This is a genomic window from Embleya sp. NPDC059237 (genome assembly GCF_042754105.1).
In the GTDB taxonomy this organism is placed as follows: Bacteria; Actinomycetota; Actinomycetes; order Streptomycetales; family Streptomycetaceae; genus Embleya.
Genome location: NZ_JBHZAE010000045.1, coordinates 1 through 18,050 on the forward strand (window position 1 = coordinate 1; position 18,050 = coordinate 18,050).

Annotated in this window: 20 protein-coding genes; 17 read left to right on the plus strand and 3 right to left on the minus strand. The window is 71.4% G+C overall.

Features of this window, described 5'->3' with window-relative positions; all coding sequences use genetic code 11:
- Positions 1 to 346 precede the first annotated feature (346 nt).
- From ACFXKZ_RS51910 to ACFXKZ_RS51920, 3 genes are all read left to right on the plus strand, one after another.
- Positions 347 to 1,189: a helix-turn-helix domain-containing protein gene (locus ACFXKZ_RS51910; RefSeq protein WP_380015449.1), complete on the plus strand. Its 843-nt coding sequence runs from the start codon at positions 347 to 349 to the stop codon at positions 1,187 to 1,189.
- Positions 1,190 to 1,212: 23 nt separating this feature from the next.
- Complete coding sequence (locus ACFXKZ_RS51915; protein ID WP_380015452.1) at positions 1,213 to 1,419, plus strand: DUF397 domain-containing protein; 207 nt, start codon at positions 1,213 to 1,215, stop codon at positions 1,417 to 1,419.
- Between the two features lie 936 nt (positions 1,420 to 2,355).
- Positions 2,356 to 3,015, plus strand: coding sequence for a pentapeptide repeat-containing protein (locus ACFXKZ_RS51920; protein WP_380015455.1), 660 nt, complete (start codon positions 2,356 to 2,358; stop codon positions 3,013 to 3,015).
- A 20-nt stretch (positions 3,016 to 3,035) separates the two neighbouring features.
- Here ACFXKZ_RS51920 and amcA read toward each other — a convergent pair whose 3' ends face one another.
- Positions 3,036 to 3,203: a multiple cyclophane-containing RiPP AmcA gene (amcA, locus tag ACFXKZ_RS51925; RefSeq protein ID WP_380015460.1), complete on the minus strand. Its 168-nt coding sequence runs from the start codon at positions 3,201 to 3,203 to the stop codon at positions 3,036 to 3,038.
- Positions 3,187 to 3,651 (minus strand): hypothetical protein, encoded by a 465-nt coding sequence (locus ACFXKZ_RS51930; protein ID WP_380015463.1) that lies wholly within the window; start codon positions 3,649 to 3,651, stop codon positions 3,187 to 3,189. Before ACFXKZ_RS51930 ends, amcA begins: the two co-directional genes overlap by 17 nt.
- Here ACFXKZ_RS51930 and ACFXKZ_RS51935 point away from each other — a divergent pair.
- Together ACFXKZ_RS51935 and ACFXKZ_RS51940 are read left to right on the plus strand one after the other, a co-directional pair.
- Positions 3,650 to 4,111 (plus strand): DUF6879 family protein, encoded by a 462-nt coding sequence (locus ACFXKZ_RS51935; protein WP_380015466.1) that lies wholly within the window; start codon positions 3,650 to 3,652, stop codon positions 4,109 to 4,111. The genes ACFXKZ_RS51930 and ACFXKZ_RS51935 overlap by 2 nt on opposite strands.
- 33 nt (positions 4,112 to 4,144) lie before the next feature.
- Positions 4,145 to 4,999 (plus strand): DUF5753 domain-containing protein, encoded by an 855-nt coding sequence (locus ACFXKZ_RS51940; RefSeq protein ID WP_380015469.1) that lies wholly within the window; start codon positions 4,145 to 4,147, stop codon positions 4,997 to 4,999.
- Between the two features lie 56 nt (positions 5,000 to 5,055).
- On the opposite strand, the gene ACFXKZ_RS51945 is transcribed toward ACFXKZ_RS51940, so the two are convergent.
- Complete coding sequence (locus tag ACFXKZ_RS51945; RefSeq protein ID WP_380015472.1) at positions 5,056 to 5,853, minus strand: helix-turn-helix domain-containing protein; 798 nt, start codon at positions 5,851 to 5,853, stop codon at positions 5,056 to 5,058.
- A gap of 342 nt (positions 5,854 to 6,195) precedes the next feature.
- Here ACFXKZ_RS51945 and ACFXKZ_RS51950 point away from each other — a divergent pair, with 342 nt between their 5' ends.
- From ACFXKZ_RS51950 to ACFXKZ_RS52005, 12 genes are all read left to right on the plus strand, one after another.
- A complete protein-coding gene (locus ACFXKZ_RS51950) occupies positions 6,196 to 6,723 on the plus strand; it encodes a hypothetical protein (protein ID WP_380015475.1) in 528 nt (175 codons plus the stop codon).
- Positions 6,724 to 6,971: 248 nt separating this feature from the next.
- On the plus strand, positions 6,972 to 7,544 hold the full coding sequence (locus tag ACFXKZ_RS51955) for a hypothetical protein (RefSeq protein ID WP_380015478.1): 573 nt from the start codon (positions 6,972 to 6,974) through the stop codon (positions 7,542 to 7,544).
- A gap of 79 nt (positions 7,545 to 7,623) precedes the next feature.
- The gene (locus ACFXKZ_RS51960; protein WP_380015481.1) at positions 7,624 to 8,364 is read left to right on the plus strand and encodes an SAF domain-containing protein; all 741 of its coding nucleotides are present in this window, start codon (positions 7,624 to 7,626) and stop codon (positions 8,362 to 8,364) included.
- On the plus strand, positions 8,364 to 9,206 hold the full coding sequence (locus ACFXKZ_RS51965) for a hypothetical protein (protein WP_380015484.1): 843 nt from the start codon (positions 8,364 to 8,366) through the stop codon (positions 9,204 to 9,206). The genes ACFXKZ_RS51960 and ACFXKZ_RS51965 overlap by 1 nt, the downstream gene beginning before the upstream one ends.
- Positions 9,203 to 10,588, plus strand: coding sequence for a CpaF family protein (locus ACFXKZ_RS51970; RefSeq protein ID WP_380015487.1), 1,386 nt, complete (start codon positions 9,203 to 9,205; stop codon positions 10,586 to 10,588). The genes ACFXKZ_RS51965 and ACFXKZ_RS51970 overlap by 4 nt, the downstream gene beginning before the upstream one ends.
- Complete coding sequence (locus ACFXKZ_RS51975) at positions 10,585 to 11,487, plus strand: type II secretion system F family protein (RefSeq protein WP_380015490.1); 903 nt, start codon at positions 10,585 to 10,587, stop codon at positions 11,485 to 11,487. The genes ACFXKZ_RS51970 and ACFXKZ_RS51975 overlap by 4 nt, the downstream gene beginning before the upstream one ends.
- A complete protein-coding gene (locus tag ACFXKZ_RS51980) occupies positions 11,484 to 12,380 on the plus strand; it encodes a type II secretion system F family protein (RefSeq protein WP_380015493.1) in 897 nt (298 codons plus the stop codon). Before ACFXKZ_RS51975 ends, ACFXKZ_RS51980 begins: the two co-directional genes overlap by 4 nt.
- 74 nt (positions 12,381 to 12,454) lie before the next feature.
- Positions 12,455 to 12,748, plus strand: a complete 294-nt coding sequence (locus ACFXKZ_RS51985) for a hypothetical protein (protein WP_380015496.1) — start codon at positions 12,455 to 12,457, stop codon at positions 12,746 to 12,748.
- Between the two features lie 5 nt (positions 12,749 to 12,753).
- Complete coding sequence (locus ACFXKZ_RS51990) at positions 12,754 to 13,245, plus strand: TadE family protein (RefSeq protein ID WP_380015499.1); 492 nt, start codon at positions 12,754 to 12,756, stop codon at positions 13,243 to 13,245.
- A 3-nt stretch (positions 13,246 to 13,248) separates the two neighbouring features.
- On the plus strand, positions 13,249 to 13,734 hold the full coding sequence (locus tag ACFXKZ_RS51995) for a TadE/TadG family type IV pilus assembly protein (protein ID WP_380015502.1): 486 nt from the start codon (positions 13,249 to 13,251) through the stop codon (positions 13,732 to 13,734).
- Complete coding sequence (locus tag ACFXKZ_RS52000) at positions 13,731 to 14,219, plus strand: pilus assembly protein TadG-related protein (protein ID WP_380015505.1); 489 nt, start codon at positions 13,731 to 13,733, stop codon at positions 14,217 to 14,219. The genes ACFXKZ_RS51995 and ACFXKZ_RS52000 overlap by 4 nt, the downstream gene beginning before the upstream one ends.
- Positions 14,216 to 17,614: a BTAD domain-containing putative transcriptional regulator gene (locus ACFXKZ_RS52005; protein WP_380015508.1), complete on the plus strand. Its 3,399-nt coding sequence runs from the start codon at positions 14,216 to 14,218 to the stop codon at positions 17,612 to 17,614. Before ACFXKZ_RS52000 ends, ACFXKZ_RS52005 begins: the two co-directional genes overlap by 4 nt.
- The last annotated feature ends 436 nt before the right edge of the window (positions 17,615 to 18,050 follow it).

Here is an 18,050-nt window from a genome sequence, read left to right on the forward strand (position 1 = left end):
TCTTCGACCCGCACCCCGCTACGACGTCGGCAAGACCGTCAAACGCGAGCGCACCCTCACCGCCCACCACGACCGCACAGGATAAAGACCAAGCTCAGGGCATGTCGGAGAACGTCGTACGGTGATCGCCGTGCCGAGTTGGAGATCTTGTGTGAGCGGAGAAACGCGTTCCGTCACATCCACAGATTTGTCCGATCGTGGGTGCACGGTCAAGCGGGCAGGGTGTCTTACCGGTACTTACCAAGAATTACCGAGTCGCTGTCACGTGACGAGGAAGGCGGCTACCCTCAGACTCGATCCGATCGAGTCGCGATATAGCGAACAGGCTTTCGGAGAAGGTGAGTTCATGAATCCGTCCACGACCGGCAATGCTCGTCGCAGGCTTGGGGAGCTCCTTCGCGAGCACCGGAGGGACAGCGAGATGACCGGCGCACAGGTCGCAGCAAAACTTCGATGCTCGGGGGCGCACATCAGTCGCCTGGAGACCGGCAAGCGGATCGTGACGCGCACGCTGATCAATGCCTTCGCGAAGGTCTACAATCTCGACGAGCAGCAAATCGCTGCCCTTGAGTCGCTGCGCAAACAGGCACACGAAGCCGAGGCCCCGTGGTGGGCCACGTACAACGTCGGAAGCGCATATGCGCGTCTACTGGAAGCCGAATCCGTAGCGCTGCGCTGCCTCGACTATCAGACCGTTCTTGTTCCGGCTCTGCTCCAAGTGCCGAAGTACGCCTTCGCCGTCAACGCCATGGGTTCGGCGGACCTGAGCCGTGGCCAGGTGGATGCGCTCACCGAGGTTCGCATGAAGCGGCAGGAGCGCCTGCGGGACGATCGCCCGCTCCGACTCGAGGCGATCGTGACGGAAGCAGCCTTGCGCTTCGTCGTCGGTGGCCCGGACGTCTACGGAGGCCAGATCCGCCATCTGCTCGACGTGGTCGACCACCTGGAGCACGTCACAGTGCAGGTCATCCCCTACGCGGCGGGGGAGAACGGTACGCAGACGGGTACGTTCAACTTGTACGAGATGCCCTACGGCGAGGGGGACTTGGCCTTCGGTGAATCGGTCAGCGGAGCAACGGCCATCACTGCCCCGCTCGAACTACGCCACCTGCGGAGGTTGTTCATCGAACTGCGAAACTCGGCCCTCAGCCCCAAGGACAGCCGCGCGTTGATCAGCAGCCTCGTCTGATCAACCGGAAGAAAGCGAGAGACATGAGCCACGCCTACGTCGACGATGCCACGGAACTATCCGGGGCTCCCTGGCGCACCAGCTCGTACACCGGAAACAACAGCCAGTGTGTGGAAGTCGCCCGGCTACCCACGCCATCCATCGCCGTCCGGGACTCGAAGGTTCCCTCAGGCCCTGCGCTCACGTTCGTACCGAGCGCGTTTGCGGCGTGCATAGCTGCGATTGCATAAGCACTATTCCACTGAGGACGCCCCGGCGAATGGGGGGCGTCCTCACCGCGTCACGGTAGCGCTCATGCCCGACGAAACGGGAGAGGTTCACGCCGCGCAGGTTGGTCCTGGGCCCATACGTTCCGCTCGCATCACGTGGCGTCGCCAGTCCAGCTGGTCGTGATGAACGTCCGTGTGTGTCGCCCGTACGTTGCGACAGACCACCCTCCCGCGTGAATTACGCCATGCCCGGGAGGACCCGACGCGACGAAGCGCTCCGTCCCCCGGGCCGGGGCGAAAGACCGAGGGAGGACCGCATGGCCGACCACGGTGGTGACAAGGCATGGATCAAACCAGGGAATTCGCAGCCCACGCCGGGCGGGTTGAACGACCACCCGAACGGTTCCGCCCCGGCACCTATCGCAGAGACGACAGGTGACGACAGGGATCGCCCGCCTCCTCGCGGACGCGGGCGCTCTCCCGCACGGCTGGAGAGATGCCTTCGCAACGGCGACTACACCTCGGCCATCGACCGCAACGCCACCGGTGAACACGGATGCCAGGTGACCCGAGTCTCGGCGGCCCAGCCACCGGGTGCCAGTGCGCCGACCCGGGGACTCGGCGTCGCACCTCGGGCGGTGCGCGCAGGGGAGGCTGACGGTTCGGCCCCTTCGTTGCGGCGGGTCGGGCGGGCTGGGTTCGCCAATCGACGACGGTGACCCGGTTCGCCCACGCTTCTGTCCACTCCGAGCGGCGCTCGCCGCCGGGAAGGGTCCATCCGGTCTCCGGGGATTCGCGTACGACGGGATGTCACGCATGCGCCGCCAACTGCTCGTGGAGGCCATTGAGCCCGGAGGCCGAACAGGCGGAGACCATCGAGCTGCCGCATCGGGTCGCGGCGTCCGTTGGCGACCGGGCCGCCCGCCTGCGGTGCTCGCTCCGGCTAGCCTGGCGGTCATGGAGTTCCGCGATTTCGGCGAACGACGGTCCGTACAGCGTCCGAACCTCGAGGCCGTGGACCTGGAGGAGGATCCGGGTCTGTTGAAGGGCCTCGTCGACCTGACGGCGGTGGTCGTCGACGGCGGTGCGCACACGGGGGTCCGCTCCGAAGGTGCGATCACCTACGGGTCGTTGACGGACGTCGGGTTGGGCGAGACGTACATCCAACCGTTGCGGCTCGCGGACGTCGTGATGAGGCGCTGCGATCTGTCCAACGCGCGGTGGCGCGATGTCGGTATGTCCCGGGTGGAGCTGGACGGTTGTCGGGCTGTGGGTCTGGCGTTGAGCGGCACGCTCGACGACGTGTACGCGGTGGACACGCGGTTCGACATGATGGCGCTGGGCCGCGAGCGTGGCCGGGCGTGGACGGTGTTCGAGCGGTGTTCGTTCAAGGATGCCGTGCTGTCCGGTTCGTTCGATCGGGTGATCTTCCGTGATTGCGACCTGTCGGGTGCCGAGTTCGAGGCGACGTCGGCGCGCGGGGCGGATGTGCGTGGTTCGCGCCTCGACGGGGTGCACGGGCTGATGACATTGCGGGGGGCGACCCTGGACGGGGACCAGGCGCGCGAGGTGGCCGAGCAACTCGCGGCGGAGGCGGGCTTCGTCGTTGCGCGCTGATCTGTTGCCTGGCGGTTCGGCTACTTGCTCCAGTTGTCCCAGGTCGGCCGATTGTCGAATCGCTGACCCTGGTTGTCCCAGGTGGGGCGGCTGTCGAACCCGGCCGGGGCAACAGTGGTGCAGGCAGCGGCGACGAGGGGCCACCAGGCCGCCGGATCGGCCGCGATGCGGTCAGCAAGTGCGAGCATGGCGTGCCACTCCTTCCACGAGGGCGACCTTCGAGGCGGTGCAGTATCGCGTGCGGGTGCCGTCGAAGCGGCCTCCGTGCTCGAAGTACTTGTTCGCGGGGTGGCCACCGCCGCAGAACGCGTAGTACGGGCAGCCGGCCCGGCAGGCATCGACTCCGGCGAGGAATTCGGCCAGCCATGCGGTGCGGTCGGCGGCTTCGTCCAGGAGCATGTCCAGCGGGGTGTGACGGACGTTCCCCGTCGTCAAGGTCCCGAATCTCTCGTCGTCGAACCCGGCGAGCTCGGGCGAGATCAGGACCACCGAGCCGTCGTAAGCGATCGTCGGCAGCGGGTCCAACCTGTCGGAGCCGTCGGGCCGGTCACCGTGCAGGACGGCCCCGGCGAACGACAGGACCCGGTCGATCTCGCGGACCCGCATCCGGCCGTCGCCGCGCCACGCGGCGACCATGGTGTCCCAGAACGCGGTCGTCTTCTCCGTGTTGGACGAGGACTTCGAGGCGTGGCGAGCCGGTCGGGTCTCGGACGAGGAGGAGGCGGCGTGGTGGGCGCCGTTCCTGGACGAGGTGGTCGCGGCGACCGGTCGTGGTGTCACGTTCCGCAGGTTGCGGGTGGTTTCCGAGCCGGTCTCGGAATACATCCGCTACGAGCACATCGGCACCGGACAGAACATCAAGGCCGGTGAGGAAGTCCGGTGGTTGCCTCGTGCACAAGCGGGCGACCTGACGCTGCCCGCGCTGGACGGCTGGGTGTTCGATGAGCAGGTTCTGCTGCTGCATCACTTCGGCGGTGACAATCGCATGATCGGCCACGAACTGGTGCGCGACACCGCGCGGGCCGCCGCGTACTCCGAGGTGTTCGAGCGGTTGTGGGAGCGGGCCACTCCACACGAGGAGTATCGAGTCGGCTGAACCCGGATCCCAGTACCGCTGGTACGCGTAGTCATGGTCACTTCACCGTCCTCCGGCGCTCAGGCCGCCCGCGCGGCGTTGGGCGCGCGCCTGCGCGAGATCATGCGGAACGCGGATCTCGACGGCGTCCGTCTTGCAGCCCGAGCCGGGTGGCACGCGTCGAAGTCCAGCCGTCTGACGACCGGCGCGACGCTTCCCTCACCGTCGGATATCCGTATCTGGTGCGCGGTGTGTGGCGCGGACGATCAGGTCGAGGACCTGCTGGCCCATTCCCGGGATGTCGACTCGCTGTACGTGGAATGGAAGCGGCGACACAGGGGTGGCCTGCGTCGGCTCCAGGATTCCTATACCGCCGAGTTCGAAAGAACGCGCCGCTTTCGCGAGTATCGGTGCGACGTGATGCCCGGGTTCGCACAGACCCACGCCTACGCGCAGGCCCTGTTGGCTTCCGTGGCCCGCTTCGACCGCATCCCCGACGACTCACAGGAGGCGGCGACCGCGCGCCTCGCACGATCCTCGATCGTCCGGGCATCCGCAGAGCGCACATTCGTGCTGCTGATCGACGAAGCGGTCCTTCACCACCGCATCGCGGACGACGCGGTCATGTCCGAGCAACTGGGTCACCTCCTGGCCCTGATGGCGTTTCCCGCCGTGTCCCTGGGCATCCTGCCGATGCACGCACGCCGGGACTCGATCCTGCCTCTGGAGTCGTTCCTCGTCCTCGACGACTCCCAGGTACGCATCGAACTGCTCACTGCCGAGATCCGCGTCACCGCCCCGAGCGAGGTCAACGGCTACCTCCGCGCCTTCGCCGAACTCTCCCGCCTCGCCGTCCACGGCGCCCAGGCCCGCGCATTGATCGACACAGCGCTGAACACCTCGACCTGACCTTCTCGCCGCCAACAGACCTGTCCAACTCGCACAGGCCACTCTTTACTCGCGGGCTATGGCGTGGTCGATGAGGGGCCGGCTACGGTGGGCTCGTACATCGCGAACAGGCTCCATCCGCCCGCCAGTCGGGTCGTGACCGTGAGTACTTCGTGGACCGCGCCGTCCTCGGTCGTCTCCTCGTGTGCGATGACCGGTTCGATCAGGGCCGCGTCCTGGCTGTGCCAGTGCGGCGCGATGCCCGGCAGCGCGAGCAGCGATTCCAGTGCGGCGGTGACGTCGGTGTCGAACGGGCGCCGTACCCGAAGGTCCCGGGCCAACGCCACCGCGGTGTCGCGCAGTCGGCCCACGTCGGTGAAGCGGCGGGCGGCCGTCGGGCCGAACGCCCACAGCAGTCCGTTGACCCAGGGCCCGTCCCTGGAAGTTCCCAGCCACGCGCGGAACGGGGCGGTGGCGTCGACGAGGTTCATCGCGTGGTCCAGGAGCGCGGCGGGTCGGGGTTCGAGCCGTTGCAGGAGTTCGCGATATCTGTCTTTCGGCACCGTCTCCGGGGGCGGGTCCTGGGCCGGAGGGCACGCGAGGAGCGACAGGCGTTCGCGTTCGGCCGCGGTCATCCGCAGGGCGTCGGCGACCCGGCGGAGCATGTCGGCGGGGGGAGCGGTGTAGTCGCCGCGTTCCAGGGTGGCGTACCAGCGCAGGCTCACCCCGGCGAGCGAGGCGACGTCGTTCTGGCGCAGTCCGGGTGCGCGCGCGGCGGTGCGTGGGCCCAGGTGTACGTCGCCGGGGTCGATACGGGCCCGGCAGGTGGTGAGCAGGTGACACAGGTCCTCGCGCCGGATGTGGTCGGCGTCCAACGTCCATCCCCCAAGGCCGTCACGTCCACGGATGCGGCGACTGAAAATCGACTTGTTTGTTCCTTTGATGTTCACGACGTTTGTCGCTGTGCGCGTCACATCGTGTCATTCGACGATTACGTGCGTCGAGCGTGTTTTCCCAGTTGGAGGCACCGTGCCATGCGACGAAAGATCGAATAGGCAAGATCAGGGAGGCATATCCGCACGTGCATCCCGGGGGGCTGTTCCTCACGACCTACCGCTTCCCGTGCAGGTCAGCGACTATATGGGACTTGCCGACGCGGCCGTGTGATCACCGAAATCGGAGAAGCACGCCATGTCGGCGGAGAAGGGAACACGGATATGCGGGGCACAACAGCGGCCATGGGGTTGGCCGTACTGGCCGTGGTCGCGGCCGGATGCGACTCGGGGGACTCGCCGAGCGCGAAGAAGACGACGCAGCCGTCGAACACCACGAGTGCGACTCCCACATCCGGGGCGGGCGGGGTGGCGCTCACCACCTACCGCAGTCTGTGGGCCGCCGCGACGAAGGCCGCGCTCACCTCCGATTACGAGAATCCGGAATTGCGCGAATACGCCCACGACGACGCCTTGGCGTACTTCGTCGGCAGCAACCTCAACAACAAGGAGAAGGGGCTCGTGGCGAAGGGTGAACCGGTGATCGCACCGCGCGTGGTGGCCGAGGCCGGGGACAAGGTCACCGTGGCGGACTGTGTCGACGGCTCCAACTGGCTGAAGTACCGGCTGTCCGACGGGAAGTTGGCGGACGACGTTCCCGGCGGCCACCACCGAGCAGAGGCGACAGTAACTCGGACCACCGTCGGTTGGAGAGTCACCCATCTCACCATCGAGGAGGTGGGCTCATGTTGAGACCTCGTTCCCTCGTGCTGGGAGTCGTCCTCGGGTTACTCCTCGCCGCCTGCAGCACCCAGGCGTTCGCGGACGACATCGTCGGTACCACCAACAGCGGCGGTGGAAAGATCACATGCAACGGAGCACAGTGCACCCTTTCAGCTGGTAACAACCCCGGTACGAGTGCCCCCAGTGGGAGTGGACACGGCACCACGCCTGCGGGTACCGGCGGAACCTCGGGCGGAACCGCGCCCCAGGGTCCTCCCGTGCAGGGACCGCTCGGCAATCCCGCGCCCGGGCTGGCGCCTCCCGCGTTGCGCAACACCGGTGTACCGCCCGCGCCGCCTGCTCCGCCGTTGCCGCAGGAGGTGGCGCAGACGGCGGTGTCGCAGCTGCGGTTGCCGTCTCCGGTGATTGCGACGAACCCGCTGGGTGAGCAGATCGTGAATGTGCCGACGTGGTTGTGGATTGCGCCGGCGTCGTGGGTTCCGGTGTCGGCGGCGGCGGCGGTGCCGGGGGTGTCGGTGACGGCGACCGCGACGCCGCAGCGGGTGATCTGGACCACCGGCGACGGGGCGACCGTCACCTGTGCCGGGCCGGGGACCGCGTACTCGACTCGGTTCGACCCGGCGTCGACGTCCCCGGACTGTGGTCACACCTACGTCCGTTCGTCCGCGTCGCAGCCGGGCGCCGCGTACACCCTGTCCGCGACGATCGAGTGGACCGTGACGTGGGCGGGCGCTGGCCAGACGGGCGTTGTGCCGGGGATGCGCACCACCGCGCAGGTCGCCACGCGGGTGGCCGAGGTGCAGGCCGTCGTCGTCGACTACCGCCCCTGACCCCCTCCATTTCCTGACACGACGCCTGTTCGAGGGCTCGATCCGACTTTTCGATGGGAGACGAGTTGTGGGTACCCCCATGCCCGAATCGCCCGCGCGGGGCCTGAACGGCGCCCCGAAACGCGGCCGCGCGGGGCGGAGCACGCCCGGGGAGGCGCGGCGCGGTGTCGCGCGGCGGGCGCCTGCGGTGGTGGGTGAACGCCGGCGCAGGTACGGCTGGTTGTGGGGCGGGATCGCTCTGGTCGTCGTCGCGGGTCTGTTGTTCGCGCTCGCGGCGCAGCGCCTGGGCGATCGCCACAGTGTGTTGGCGTTGTCCCGCACGGTCCCGGCCGGGCAGGTGATCGGCGACGGGGATCTGCGCCGTGTTCGAGTGGCGGAGGACGGTGGCCTGGGCCTGTTCCGCGACGGTGACCGGGCGCAGGTGGTCGGCCGGGTGACGCTGGTTCCGCTGGAGTCCGGGGCGCTGTTGCAGCGTTCGTTCCTGGGTGAGGCGCAGGCGTGGCCGCCTGCGGGTCGGGCGGTGGTGTCGGTGTCGGTCAAACCCGGTGGCGCGCCCGGCCAGTTGCGGGAGGGGCAGCGGGTGGCCGTGATCGAGGCCGCCCCACCGGCCGCGCCCGTACCCGCCGCGTCGGGGGCGGCGGCGAGTGAGCCTGCGGCGGCGCGGGTGGTGGCGACGGTGGTGACCCTGGGCGGTGCGGCGGCGAATACGCAGGACACCACGGTGAGTCTGTTGGTGGAGATTCCCGCGTCGCGAACGGTTACCGCGATGCGGGAGCCGCGCCTGATCGTGTTGCCGGCGACCACGAGCGAGGTGCCGTGATGCGCCGGATGGTGGTGGTCGCCTCGCTCAAGGGTGCGCCCGGGGCCACGACGACGGCGTTGGCGTTGGCGACCCGCTGGCCCACCGTTGCGTCCGACCCGGCGTCGGGGGAGGTGCCGGCCGGGGTGCGGTTGTTGTTGGAGGCCGACCCTTCGGGTGGGGACGTGGCCGCCTGGCGCGGTCTGTCCCACAGCCCCGGCCTGTTGGACCTGGCGGGCGCGGTGCGCCACGGTTCCGACCCCGGGGACCTGATCGCTTGCTGGGCGCAGTCCCTCGCGGAGCCGGGGGCGTTGCTGGTGGCTGCTCCCGCGAGCGCGGCGCAGGCCCGTGCCGGGGCGGACCTCCTCGCCCGTTCCTCGTTCGCCGCGGTGCGGGCCGCGAACACCGCGGCTGCGGCCGGGGTGCTCGTCGTCGACGTCGGCCGGCTCGGTCCGGTGGAGTCCTCGTGGGCGGGCGTGGCCGACGCGCTCGTGCTGGTGACCCGGGGCGGGGTGGACGCCCTTGCGCATGTCGCGGCCGGGATCGAGGACCTCAAGGTGGCCGCGTCGTGGATGTGTCTGGCCGTGGTGGGGCCGTGCCCGTACCCGATGGCCGAGATCGCCCGCACGCTCGGGCTCGACCGTGTGCAGCACCTGCCGTGGGATCCCGACGCGGTCGATGCGTTCCGCCGCGGCGCTCTGCCGCGCCGCACACGCGGCCGCCGGGGTCTGCCGGTGGCGATGGAGGAGTTGATCCGCGAGGTCCGCCGCCACATCGAACTCCCGGGCGTCGGCACCGCACGGCAGACCGCGCTCTCCGAGCCGACGCCTCCGGGCGGGATCGAGAAGGGAGGCCGTCGATGAGTACCCCACGAGACCCGGCTCACCTGCCGTGGATCGGCCACGAGCAGACCCCCGGTCGTGACGAGCAGGCGTACGCGGCCGCGTTGCGCGAGCGGATCGGCCCGCGGATGACCGCCTACGCCCAACAACTGGAGGACGCCGGTCTGCCGGCGCAGACCGTCGCCGAACGCGAGGCGACCGTGCGCAGCCTGTTGGCGTCGGAGTTGGCCGCCGACACCGCCACCAGCCTGCAGGCTGGCCGCGCCCCGTTGGACGAGCTCGCGGAGGCGCGGGTGACGCGCCTGGTGGTGGACGGCCTGTTCGGTCTGGGTGGTTTGCAGCGGTTGTTGGAGAACCCGGAGATCGAGAACATCCACGTCAACGGCTACGACCGCGTGTTCGTCAGGTATGCGGGCGGGCGCAAGGAGCGGGTCGAGCCGTTCGTGTCGAGCGACGAGGAACTCGTCGAGTTGTTGCGCACGGTGGCCGCGCGTTCGGGTGCGGAGGAGCGGCGTATCGACCGTACCCAGCCGAGCCTGAACCTGCAGTTGCCCGACGGGAGCCGCCTGTTCGCGGTCATGTTTTTGACGCCGCGCGTCTCGGTGTCGATTCGCCGGCACCGCTTCCCCCGGGTGACCCTCGACGTCCTGGAGAACCTGGGTGTGTTCGACCGCGACCTGCGGTATCTCCTGGGCGCGTTGGTGCGGGCGAGGATGAACATCCTGGTCGCGGGTGGCACCGACACCGGCAAGACGACGCTGTTGCGCGGCCTGGTGTCGGAGATTGCGCCCGAGGAGCGGTTGATCACCATCGAGGACACGTTCGAGCTGGGCCTGGAGCGGGACGAGCAGGCGCACCCGGATGTGGTCGCCCTGCAGGCCCGCGAGGCGAATCTGGAGGGTGTCGGCGCGATCGACCAGGCCGAACTCGTCCGCAAAGGGCTGCGGATGGCGCCGGATCGGGTGATCGTGGGGGAGATCCGCGGCTCCGAGGTCGTGCCCGCCTGCAACGCCATGTCCCAGGGCAACGACGGCTCCCTGTCGACGATCCACGCGTCCACCTCCGCCGGGGTGTTCGCGAAACTCGCCGCCTACGCCGCGCAGTCCCCGGAGCGGTTGTCGATGGAGGCGACGAACCTCCTGGTCGCGGCCGCCGTGGATTTCGTCGTGCACGTGACCTGGTCCACCGACAAACAGCGCGTGGTCGACTCGGTCCGCGAGATCGTCGGCGCGGACGGCCCGCAGGTCGTCTCCAACGAGATCTACCGTCCCGGCCCGGACCTGCGCGCCGTACCGGCCACGCCGCTGCGCGCGGAGACCGCCGAGCGCCTGTTCCGCGTCGGCTGGCAACCGCCCACCGTCGGCGCCTTCGGCGCCGCGGGGGGATGGGGTGGTGCCCGGTGAACGGCGCGGTGCTGCTGTGTGGCTTGCTGGGCATGGGGTTCGCCGGTGGGGTGGTGCTGGCCGTCGCCGGATGGCGGGGAACCCCCGTGCGGAGCGAACCGGACACCGACAGGGCGGTACCTCGTTGGGTGCTCGCGGCGCGGGAGGTTATGCGGCATCAGCGCCTGGTCGTCGGTGCCGTCGTGGCCGGGATCATCGCCGGCGCGTTGACCGGCTGGCCCGTGGGCGGGTTGTTGACCGCGATTGCCGTGCTGCTGGTGCCGCGCATCGTCGCCCCCGACCGTGGGGCGAAGGAGCGCACGGAGCGGATCGAGGCGGTGGCGGTGTGGACCGAGATGCTCCGCGACACCCTGTCCGCCGCCGCGGGCCTGGAGCAGGGCCTGCGGGCGACGGCTGCGGCTCCGCCGGGGCCCTTGGTGGTGCCGGTGCGGGCGTTGGCGGCGCGGATCGAGGCGGGGGAGCGGTTGCCGGACGCTTTGCGGGCGTTCGCCGACGACGTCGACGACCCCACCTGCGACCTCGTCGTCACCGCCCTCGTGCTGGCGGCGGAACGCCAGGCTCGTCAACTCCCCGCCTTGTTGGGCACCTTGGCCGAGGCCGCCCGCGAACAGGTCGTCATGCGCCTGAAGGTCGACGCGGAGCGCACCCGTGTGCACAGCAGTGTGCGGATCGTCGTGGGCACCACCCTCGCCATGGCCGCCGGTCTGGTCCTGCTCAACCGCCCCTATCTCGATCCGTTCGACACCGGCACCGGGCAACTCGTCCTGGCCGCCGCCGGCAGCCTGTTCGCCCTCGCGTTCGCCTGGATGGCGAAGATTGCCGCGATCCCCGCCCCCGCGCGCCTGCTCCAACCCCACACCGCCACACCCGAAACGCCCCGGGAGGCGATGCCGTCATGATCTGGCCGATGGTCCTGGGCGCACTCGCCGGCACCGGCGTCCTGATCGCCCTCAAGGCCGCGTTCCCACCCCGAACCCCCCTGTCCGAAGCCCTCGCCGCCCTCCACCGCTCCGCCACCCCAGCACCGATCGCCGACGCCGAGGGCGAGCGCTGGTCCGCCCGCGCCGGACGCGTGATGGTCCCCGCCCTGACCGCCCTCGGCCTCCCCGGCACCACCCTGCGCCGGGACCTGCGGGTGGTGGGCCGCAGCGTCGAACGCCACCTCGCGGAAAAGGCCGCCGCCGGCGTGGCGGGACTCGTCCTGCCCCCGCTGTTCCTGGGCCTGCTCATGGCGGGCGGTGCCATCGGCCCCGACGTCGTCACCCCCACCGGCGCCGCCCTGTGCCTGGGCATCGCCCTGTTCCTCGCGCCCGACGCCGACGTGCGCGCCAAGGCCCGCGCCCGCCGCGCCCAGATGCGCCACACCCTCTCCGTGTTCCTCGACCTGGCCGTCGTCTCCCTCGCCGGCGGCGCCGGCGTCGACCAGGCCCTCAACGACGCAGCGTCCGTCCCCCACGGCTGGGCCGCCCAACAACTGCGCCGCGCGTTGTCGACCGCCGCGCTCACCCGCACCGCCCCCTGGGAGCCGCTGGCCCGCCTCGGTGAGGAACTCGACGTGCGCGAACTCCGAGAGCTCGCCGCCACGGTCGCCCTGGCCGGCTCCGAAGGGGCCCGGGTACGCGCCTCGCTGACGTCGAAGGCGGCGAGTATGCGCACCCGCCAACTCACCGACGCCCAGGGCGCCGCGAGCGCCGCCACCGAACGCATGACCCTCCCCTTGGCGGTCCTGTTCCTCGGGTTCCTGCTGTTCATCGGCTACCCCGCCGTCTCCGCCGTCGGAGCCGGCCTGTGAAAAGCCCGTGAGTTCGCGACACGCCCCCGAGAAGCCGACTTCGACTCCACGACTCGCACGCAAGGAAGGCACCGATGACCATCCCGGACGAGAACACCACCCCGGACGAACACGAACCCACCACCCCCGAGCCCCGCTGGGCCCGGGCGCGGGCCTTGTGGCATCGGTTGCGCACCGAGGACGACGGCTACACCACCGAGACGATCATCGTCACCGCGACCCTGCTCGCGATCGCGATCGCCGTCCTGGTGATCCTCCGCAACAAGATCGTCGCCAAAGCCAACTCGATCAACTTCGGCATGGACACCGTCGAGGCCGCCACCCACACCGCAGCCTCCGCCGCCCACGCGTTCCTCACCCTCCTGTAGACACGATGACCACCCCGACGACGAACTCCCCGCGCCCGACCCACGCGACCGGCCCCGCGATTCCGTCTCCCGCCGCTGCGCCGGGCCGTGTCGATCGGGTGCGTGCGCGGTTGCGCGGGGACGCGGGCGCGGTGACGGCGGAGTTGGCGGTCCTGACGCCGGTGGTGATGCTGATCCTGTTGTTGATCGTGCAGTTCGCGTTGGCCGTACACGCCCGGCACGTCGCGCAGGCCGCCGCGTCGCGCGCGCTGGCCCAGGCCCGCGCGGACGGGGGAAGCGCCGCCGCCGGGCAGGCCCGCGCCGAGTCGGTCCTCGCCGCCGTCGCCGGCGGCACCCTCCACGGCCGGTCCGTGCGGGTGACCCGCGACGCCACCACCGTGCGGGTCGTGATCACCGGCACCGCCACCTCCGTCGTCCCCGGCATGCACCCACGCATCGAGGCCGTCGTCACCGGCCCCGTCGACACCTTCAGACCCGACCTCGGCCCGGGACGGTGACCGATGCCCGCACCCCGCACCCGCCACCTCACACCCGCGCCGCGCCGCCGGCTCGCGCGCCTGCGCCAAGAGCCCGATGCCGGTTCCGTGGCGGCCGAACTCGCCGTCCTGCTCCCGTTGTTGGTGCTGGTTCTGCTGCTCGTGGTTGCGGCCGGGCGTCTGGCGGGGAATCGGATCGAGGTCAAGGACGCGGCGCACCAGGCCGCCCGTGCCGCGTCCCTGGCCCGTGATCCCGTCACCGCTCGCGCCCGTGCGGAGTCCACCGCGCGCAGCGCGCTGGACTCCTCCGGCCTGTCGTGTCGCGATGTCGGGGTGAGCGTCGACGTCTCCGCGTTCGCGCCCGGCGGCGTCGCCCGCGTCACCGTCCGGTGCACCGTGGACCTCGCGGACGTCACCGCGACGGGGATGCCCGGCAGCCGTACCCTGGCGGCGACCGCGACCAGTGCCGTCGATACCCACCGCGGTGTCACCGTCGGCGGTGTGCGGTGAAGCCCGCACGAGGGGTGCTCGCCCGGCTGCGTGTTCGGGCACGGGGTGCCGACCCGAGCGGTGACGCGGGGCGGATCACCGCGTTCGTCGCCGCGTTGATCGCCGGCCTGATGTTGTGCGCGGGGCTGGTCCTGGACGGCGGCCTCGCCTTGGCGGCGAAGACGGACGCGCTCGACGCCGCCCAGGAGGCGGCCCGTTCCGGTGCCCAGGCCCTGGATCTGGCCGCCGCGCGCGGCACGGGCCCCGCCGTGGTCGACGCCGCACGCGGTCGGCAGGCGGCGTTGGACTCCCTGGCCGCCGCCGGCTACCGGGGCACCGTGACCGTCGCCGGGGCTCGGGTGACCGTGCACGTCACCCATCGGCAGCGCACGCAGATCCTCACCCTGGCCGGGGTCTCCGAGATCACGGTCACCGCGACCGCGAGCGCCGAGGCACAGCGCGGCGTCCTCACCAAAAACGACTCCCGACCCGGAGGCACACCATGACCTCCACACCGTCCTCCACCGGAGCACGCCGCGTCCTGCACGCGACGACAACCGGCCTGCGCCTGCTGTTCGGCGCGGCCGGCCTGGCCCTGGTCACGGCCGGCATCCCGTGGCTGCTGGTGCGTTACGTCGGCAACCCCGACCCCTGGCAACACGACGACGGTTGGGGCTCCCCGAGCCGGGCCTGGGACAACCTGTCCCAACCCCTCGACGAGGACGTCCTCGTCCGGCTCCTGGCCATCGTCGCGTGGATCTGCTGGTGCGCGTTCGTCCTCAACATCGCCGGCGAACTGTGGTGGTACCTGCGCCGATTGCCCGCGTTGGCCGCCGACACCGGAGCTCGCGCCGCCCACGCCGCGCACCTGGCGGAGTTGCCCGCCCATCGCATGGTCGCCGCCGTCCTGGTCGGGGGCGTGATGCTGGCCGTCCTGGCGATGTGGCGCACCATCCCCGCCGCCGCGGCACCCACGACCGTGTACCAACCGGCGCACAGACCCCCGGGGATCGCCCAACCGGCGACGACCACCCACCAGCACACGCCCGCCCCGCCGCCGGGCGCCGACGGCGGGCACACCGCGAACGCCCGCCCCGCTCCCGGCGATACCGCCGCGCCCGGGCCCTCGGTGCCTTACACGGTCGTGCGCGGCGACACCCTGTGGGACATCGCGGCCGAGCGCCTGGGTGATCCGCTGCGCTGGCCGCAGATCTACACCCTCAGCAAAACCCTCGCCCAACCCGACGGCGCCCACCTGAGCGATCCCGACCTCATCGAACCCGGCTGGATCCTCCACCTGCCCGCCGACGCCACCACGCCCACAACGGGCGCCGACGAACCGGACGAAGCACCACAGGAGCCGGACGCGGCGCCCGCCCCGCCCGCTCGCTCTGCCGCGGCCGGGGCACCCGTGTACCCGCACATGCCCGACGTGCCCGGCGACTCCGTGCCCGCGACCCCGCTTCCGTCACAGCCCACCACGCCCCCGGCCACCGGGATGCCCGGCGGCTCCGCGCCGACCGCGGCCCCGGGCACGAGTGTTCCGGTACCGGCCGCACCCCCGGCCCCGACGAAGGCGCCCCCGCCGGCTGCGCCTGCTCCACCCCCCACCGCCGCTCCACCTGCCGACGTTCCTCCCGCCGCCGCGCCCGTGCCGTCCGCGCCCGTGCCCTCGAGCCCGGCACCCGTTGCGCCCGCCGAGGACGAGGACGACGGTGGGCCGGTCGGCATCAATGTGGGGGAGGCGGCCTTCATCGGCGTCACGCTCGCGGCGGGGATCGCCGCGACTTTGGCGTTCGCGCGTGCGCACAGGCGTCGTCGGCATCGGGTGGGGGATGCGGAGCCGCCGCCGTTGTCGGGGATCGTGCGCGAGGCCCAGCACGCCCACCTGTGGGCCCACCACACCACCCCCACCCCCGACGATCCCGACGGCGACGAACCCGCCCACGACGCCCCACCGTCGGCCGACGTGGCCCCACGCCGCCCGGTCCCTGCGCCGCCGCAGCCGGCATCGACGATCACGGTGGGGGTGCGCGGGCGCCGGGAGTTGACCGTGTGGGATGCCACCGCCGGTAACGGCCTGGGGCTGACGGGCCCGGGCGCGTTGGGGGTGGCTCGGGCGGTGGCGATGAGCGTGGCCACCGCCGCCCAACGCACCCGCCCCGATCCGCCGCCCGCACGGGTGCTGCTGACCGCGGCGGACGCGGCGATCGTCCTGCCCGGCCACCGACCGCCGCGCGAGGGTGGGCCTTTGCGGATCGTGGCCGATCTCGACCGGGCTCTCGACGAGGCCGAGGCCCACCTGCTGGCCCACCGCCGCGCCGCCGAAAGCGACGGCGCCGACGAGGGCGGTCCCGGGACGCTGATCCTGCTGACGCGCGCGGATCGGCAACGCCTGCCGCGGATGCGGGCGATCGCCGCGCACGGCGCCGGCGGGGGAGTGGCGGTCCTGACCCTGGGGACGTGGCCGGGTGCGAGTTGCCACGTCCAGCCCGACGGCTCGCTGACCCGCGCGGCGGACACGGTGGGCCCGTCGGTGCGGTTCTTCCACCTCGATCCCGAGCACACCCGCGACCTCCTGGACCTGCTGGCCGCCGCCCACGGCCACACCCCGAACCCACCCACCGCCCGCCCGCGCCGCACCCCACCGGGACCGACCGCCGCCCCCCGCCCGAGCATCCGCCCCGCGACCCCACGCCGAGGCGGGACGTCCACGATCGTGGTGAGCCTGCCCACCACCACCGAACTCCCCGACCCCCCGCACCGCATGCCGGCCACACCGCCTTCCCCGCCCGATGCCGCCGAGGCCGATGCGGACGTCGACGACGAAGCCCACGCCCGAGCCGACCCGGCCACCGGCACCACCGCCCCGGCCGACGCCCACACCGCGGACCACCACGAACCCGACGCGGACACCGCCCCCGCCCCGGAACGCGACGCCGATGCCGATGCCGATGCCGGCAACGGGACGCGACCGCAGGACGAGCCGGACGGCATCGGCACCGCGCGACACGACGACAGCGACCCCGAAGCCCCCGACACGGACGCGGAGACGAATTCGGACCGGGGCGAGGACGCCGAGAGCGACGGGGTCCCCGTCGAGCGGGGCGCGCCGCGTTCCTCGGAGCCCGTGGTGGTGTTGCGGGTGCTGGGGAATTTCGGCATCGACGCCGGCGGTGAACCGATCCCGCTGGGCACATCCCTGAAATCGGGGGTGAAGGAATTCCTCGGTCTCCTGGCAGCTTATCCGGAGGGAATTCGAGGAGAGGAATTGGCGGACAAACTGAATGCGCCGTTCGATCCGGTGGAGGCGCGCAGGGAGATGGCGAACATCCGCCGCTCGGCCCGGAAGATCCTCGCCCGGGCCGGGGATGCGGTCGGCGCGCGCTGGGCGGTGTTCTTCTCCCGCTCCGGGGACCGCTACCTGTTGGCCGCGGACCAGATCACCAGCGATCTACGCATCCTGACCACCGCCCTGGACACCGCCGCGCACGCCGCCGACCCCGCCCAGGCCGCGGCCGCGTGGCAGCGGGCGATCACCGCCTACCGCGGCCCCTATCTCGAGGGCTCGCCGTATCCGTTCGTCGACGAGATCCGCGAGAGCGTCCACCACCGGATCGTCGACGCCCACACCCGCCTGGCCGAACACCACACCACCACCGGCGACACCGACCGCGCCCTGGACCTGCTCGCCCGCGCGATCACCCTCGACCCCACCAACGAAGCCCTCCACCAAAGGACCCTGCGCCTGCAACTGGACGCCGGCCGCACCGACGCCGCGGTGCGCACCCTGGCGGCGCTGCGGCGGGCGCTGGCCGAGATTGACGCCGAACCCGACCCCGCGACCCTCGACCTGCTGGCCGCCGCCGACATCCCCGACGCCCGCCGAGCGGCCTCGTAACCCCCGCCCGACACCCCCGAACGGGCGGTGCACCCCCGGACCGTTTGGGCGTCGCCTGGGGCGTCGCCTGCCCCGTCGCCTGGGGCGTCGTCCTTGGAAACGACGCCCCCCAAGCGGCTGTATCCGCAGGTCAGGGCCCGATGTGCACCCGTGAAAATGCGCAGGCTGTATATGGGGTTCATCGTGAGTAACCCCAATCCACTCCCGGCGGCCCGGCCCCCTCCCTCCCGGCCCTCGTTCCTCCGGCTCGTAACCCCTCCTTTGTTCCTGTTCCCGTCCCCTCTCCTCGCTCTCCCTCTCCCTCTGTCTCCTCGCTCCCTCGTTCCCCCAGCCCGGCCCCCGGGCCCGTGCCGGCCCCCGCGCCCGGGCCCCGCGCCGGCCCCCGGGCCCGTGCCGGGCCCGCGCCGGCCCCCGGGCCCGTGCCGGCCCCCGCGCC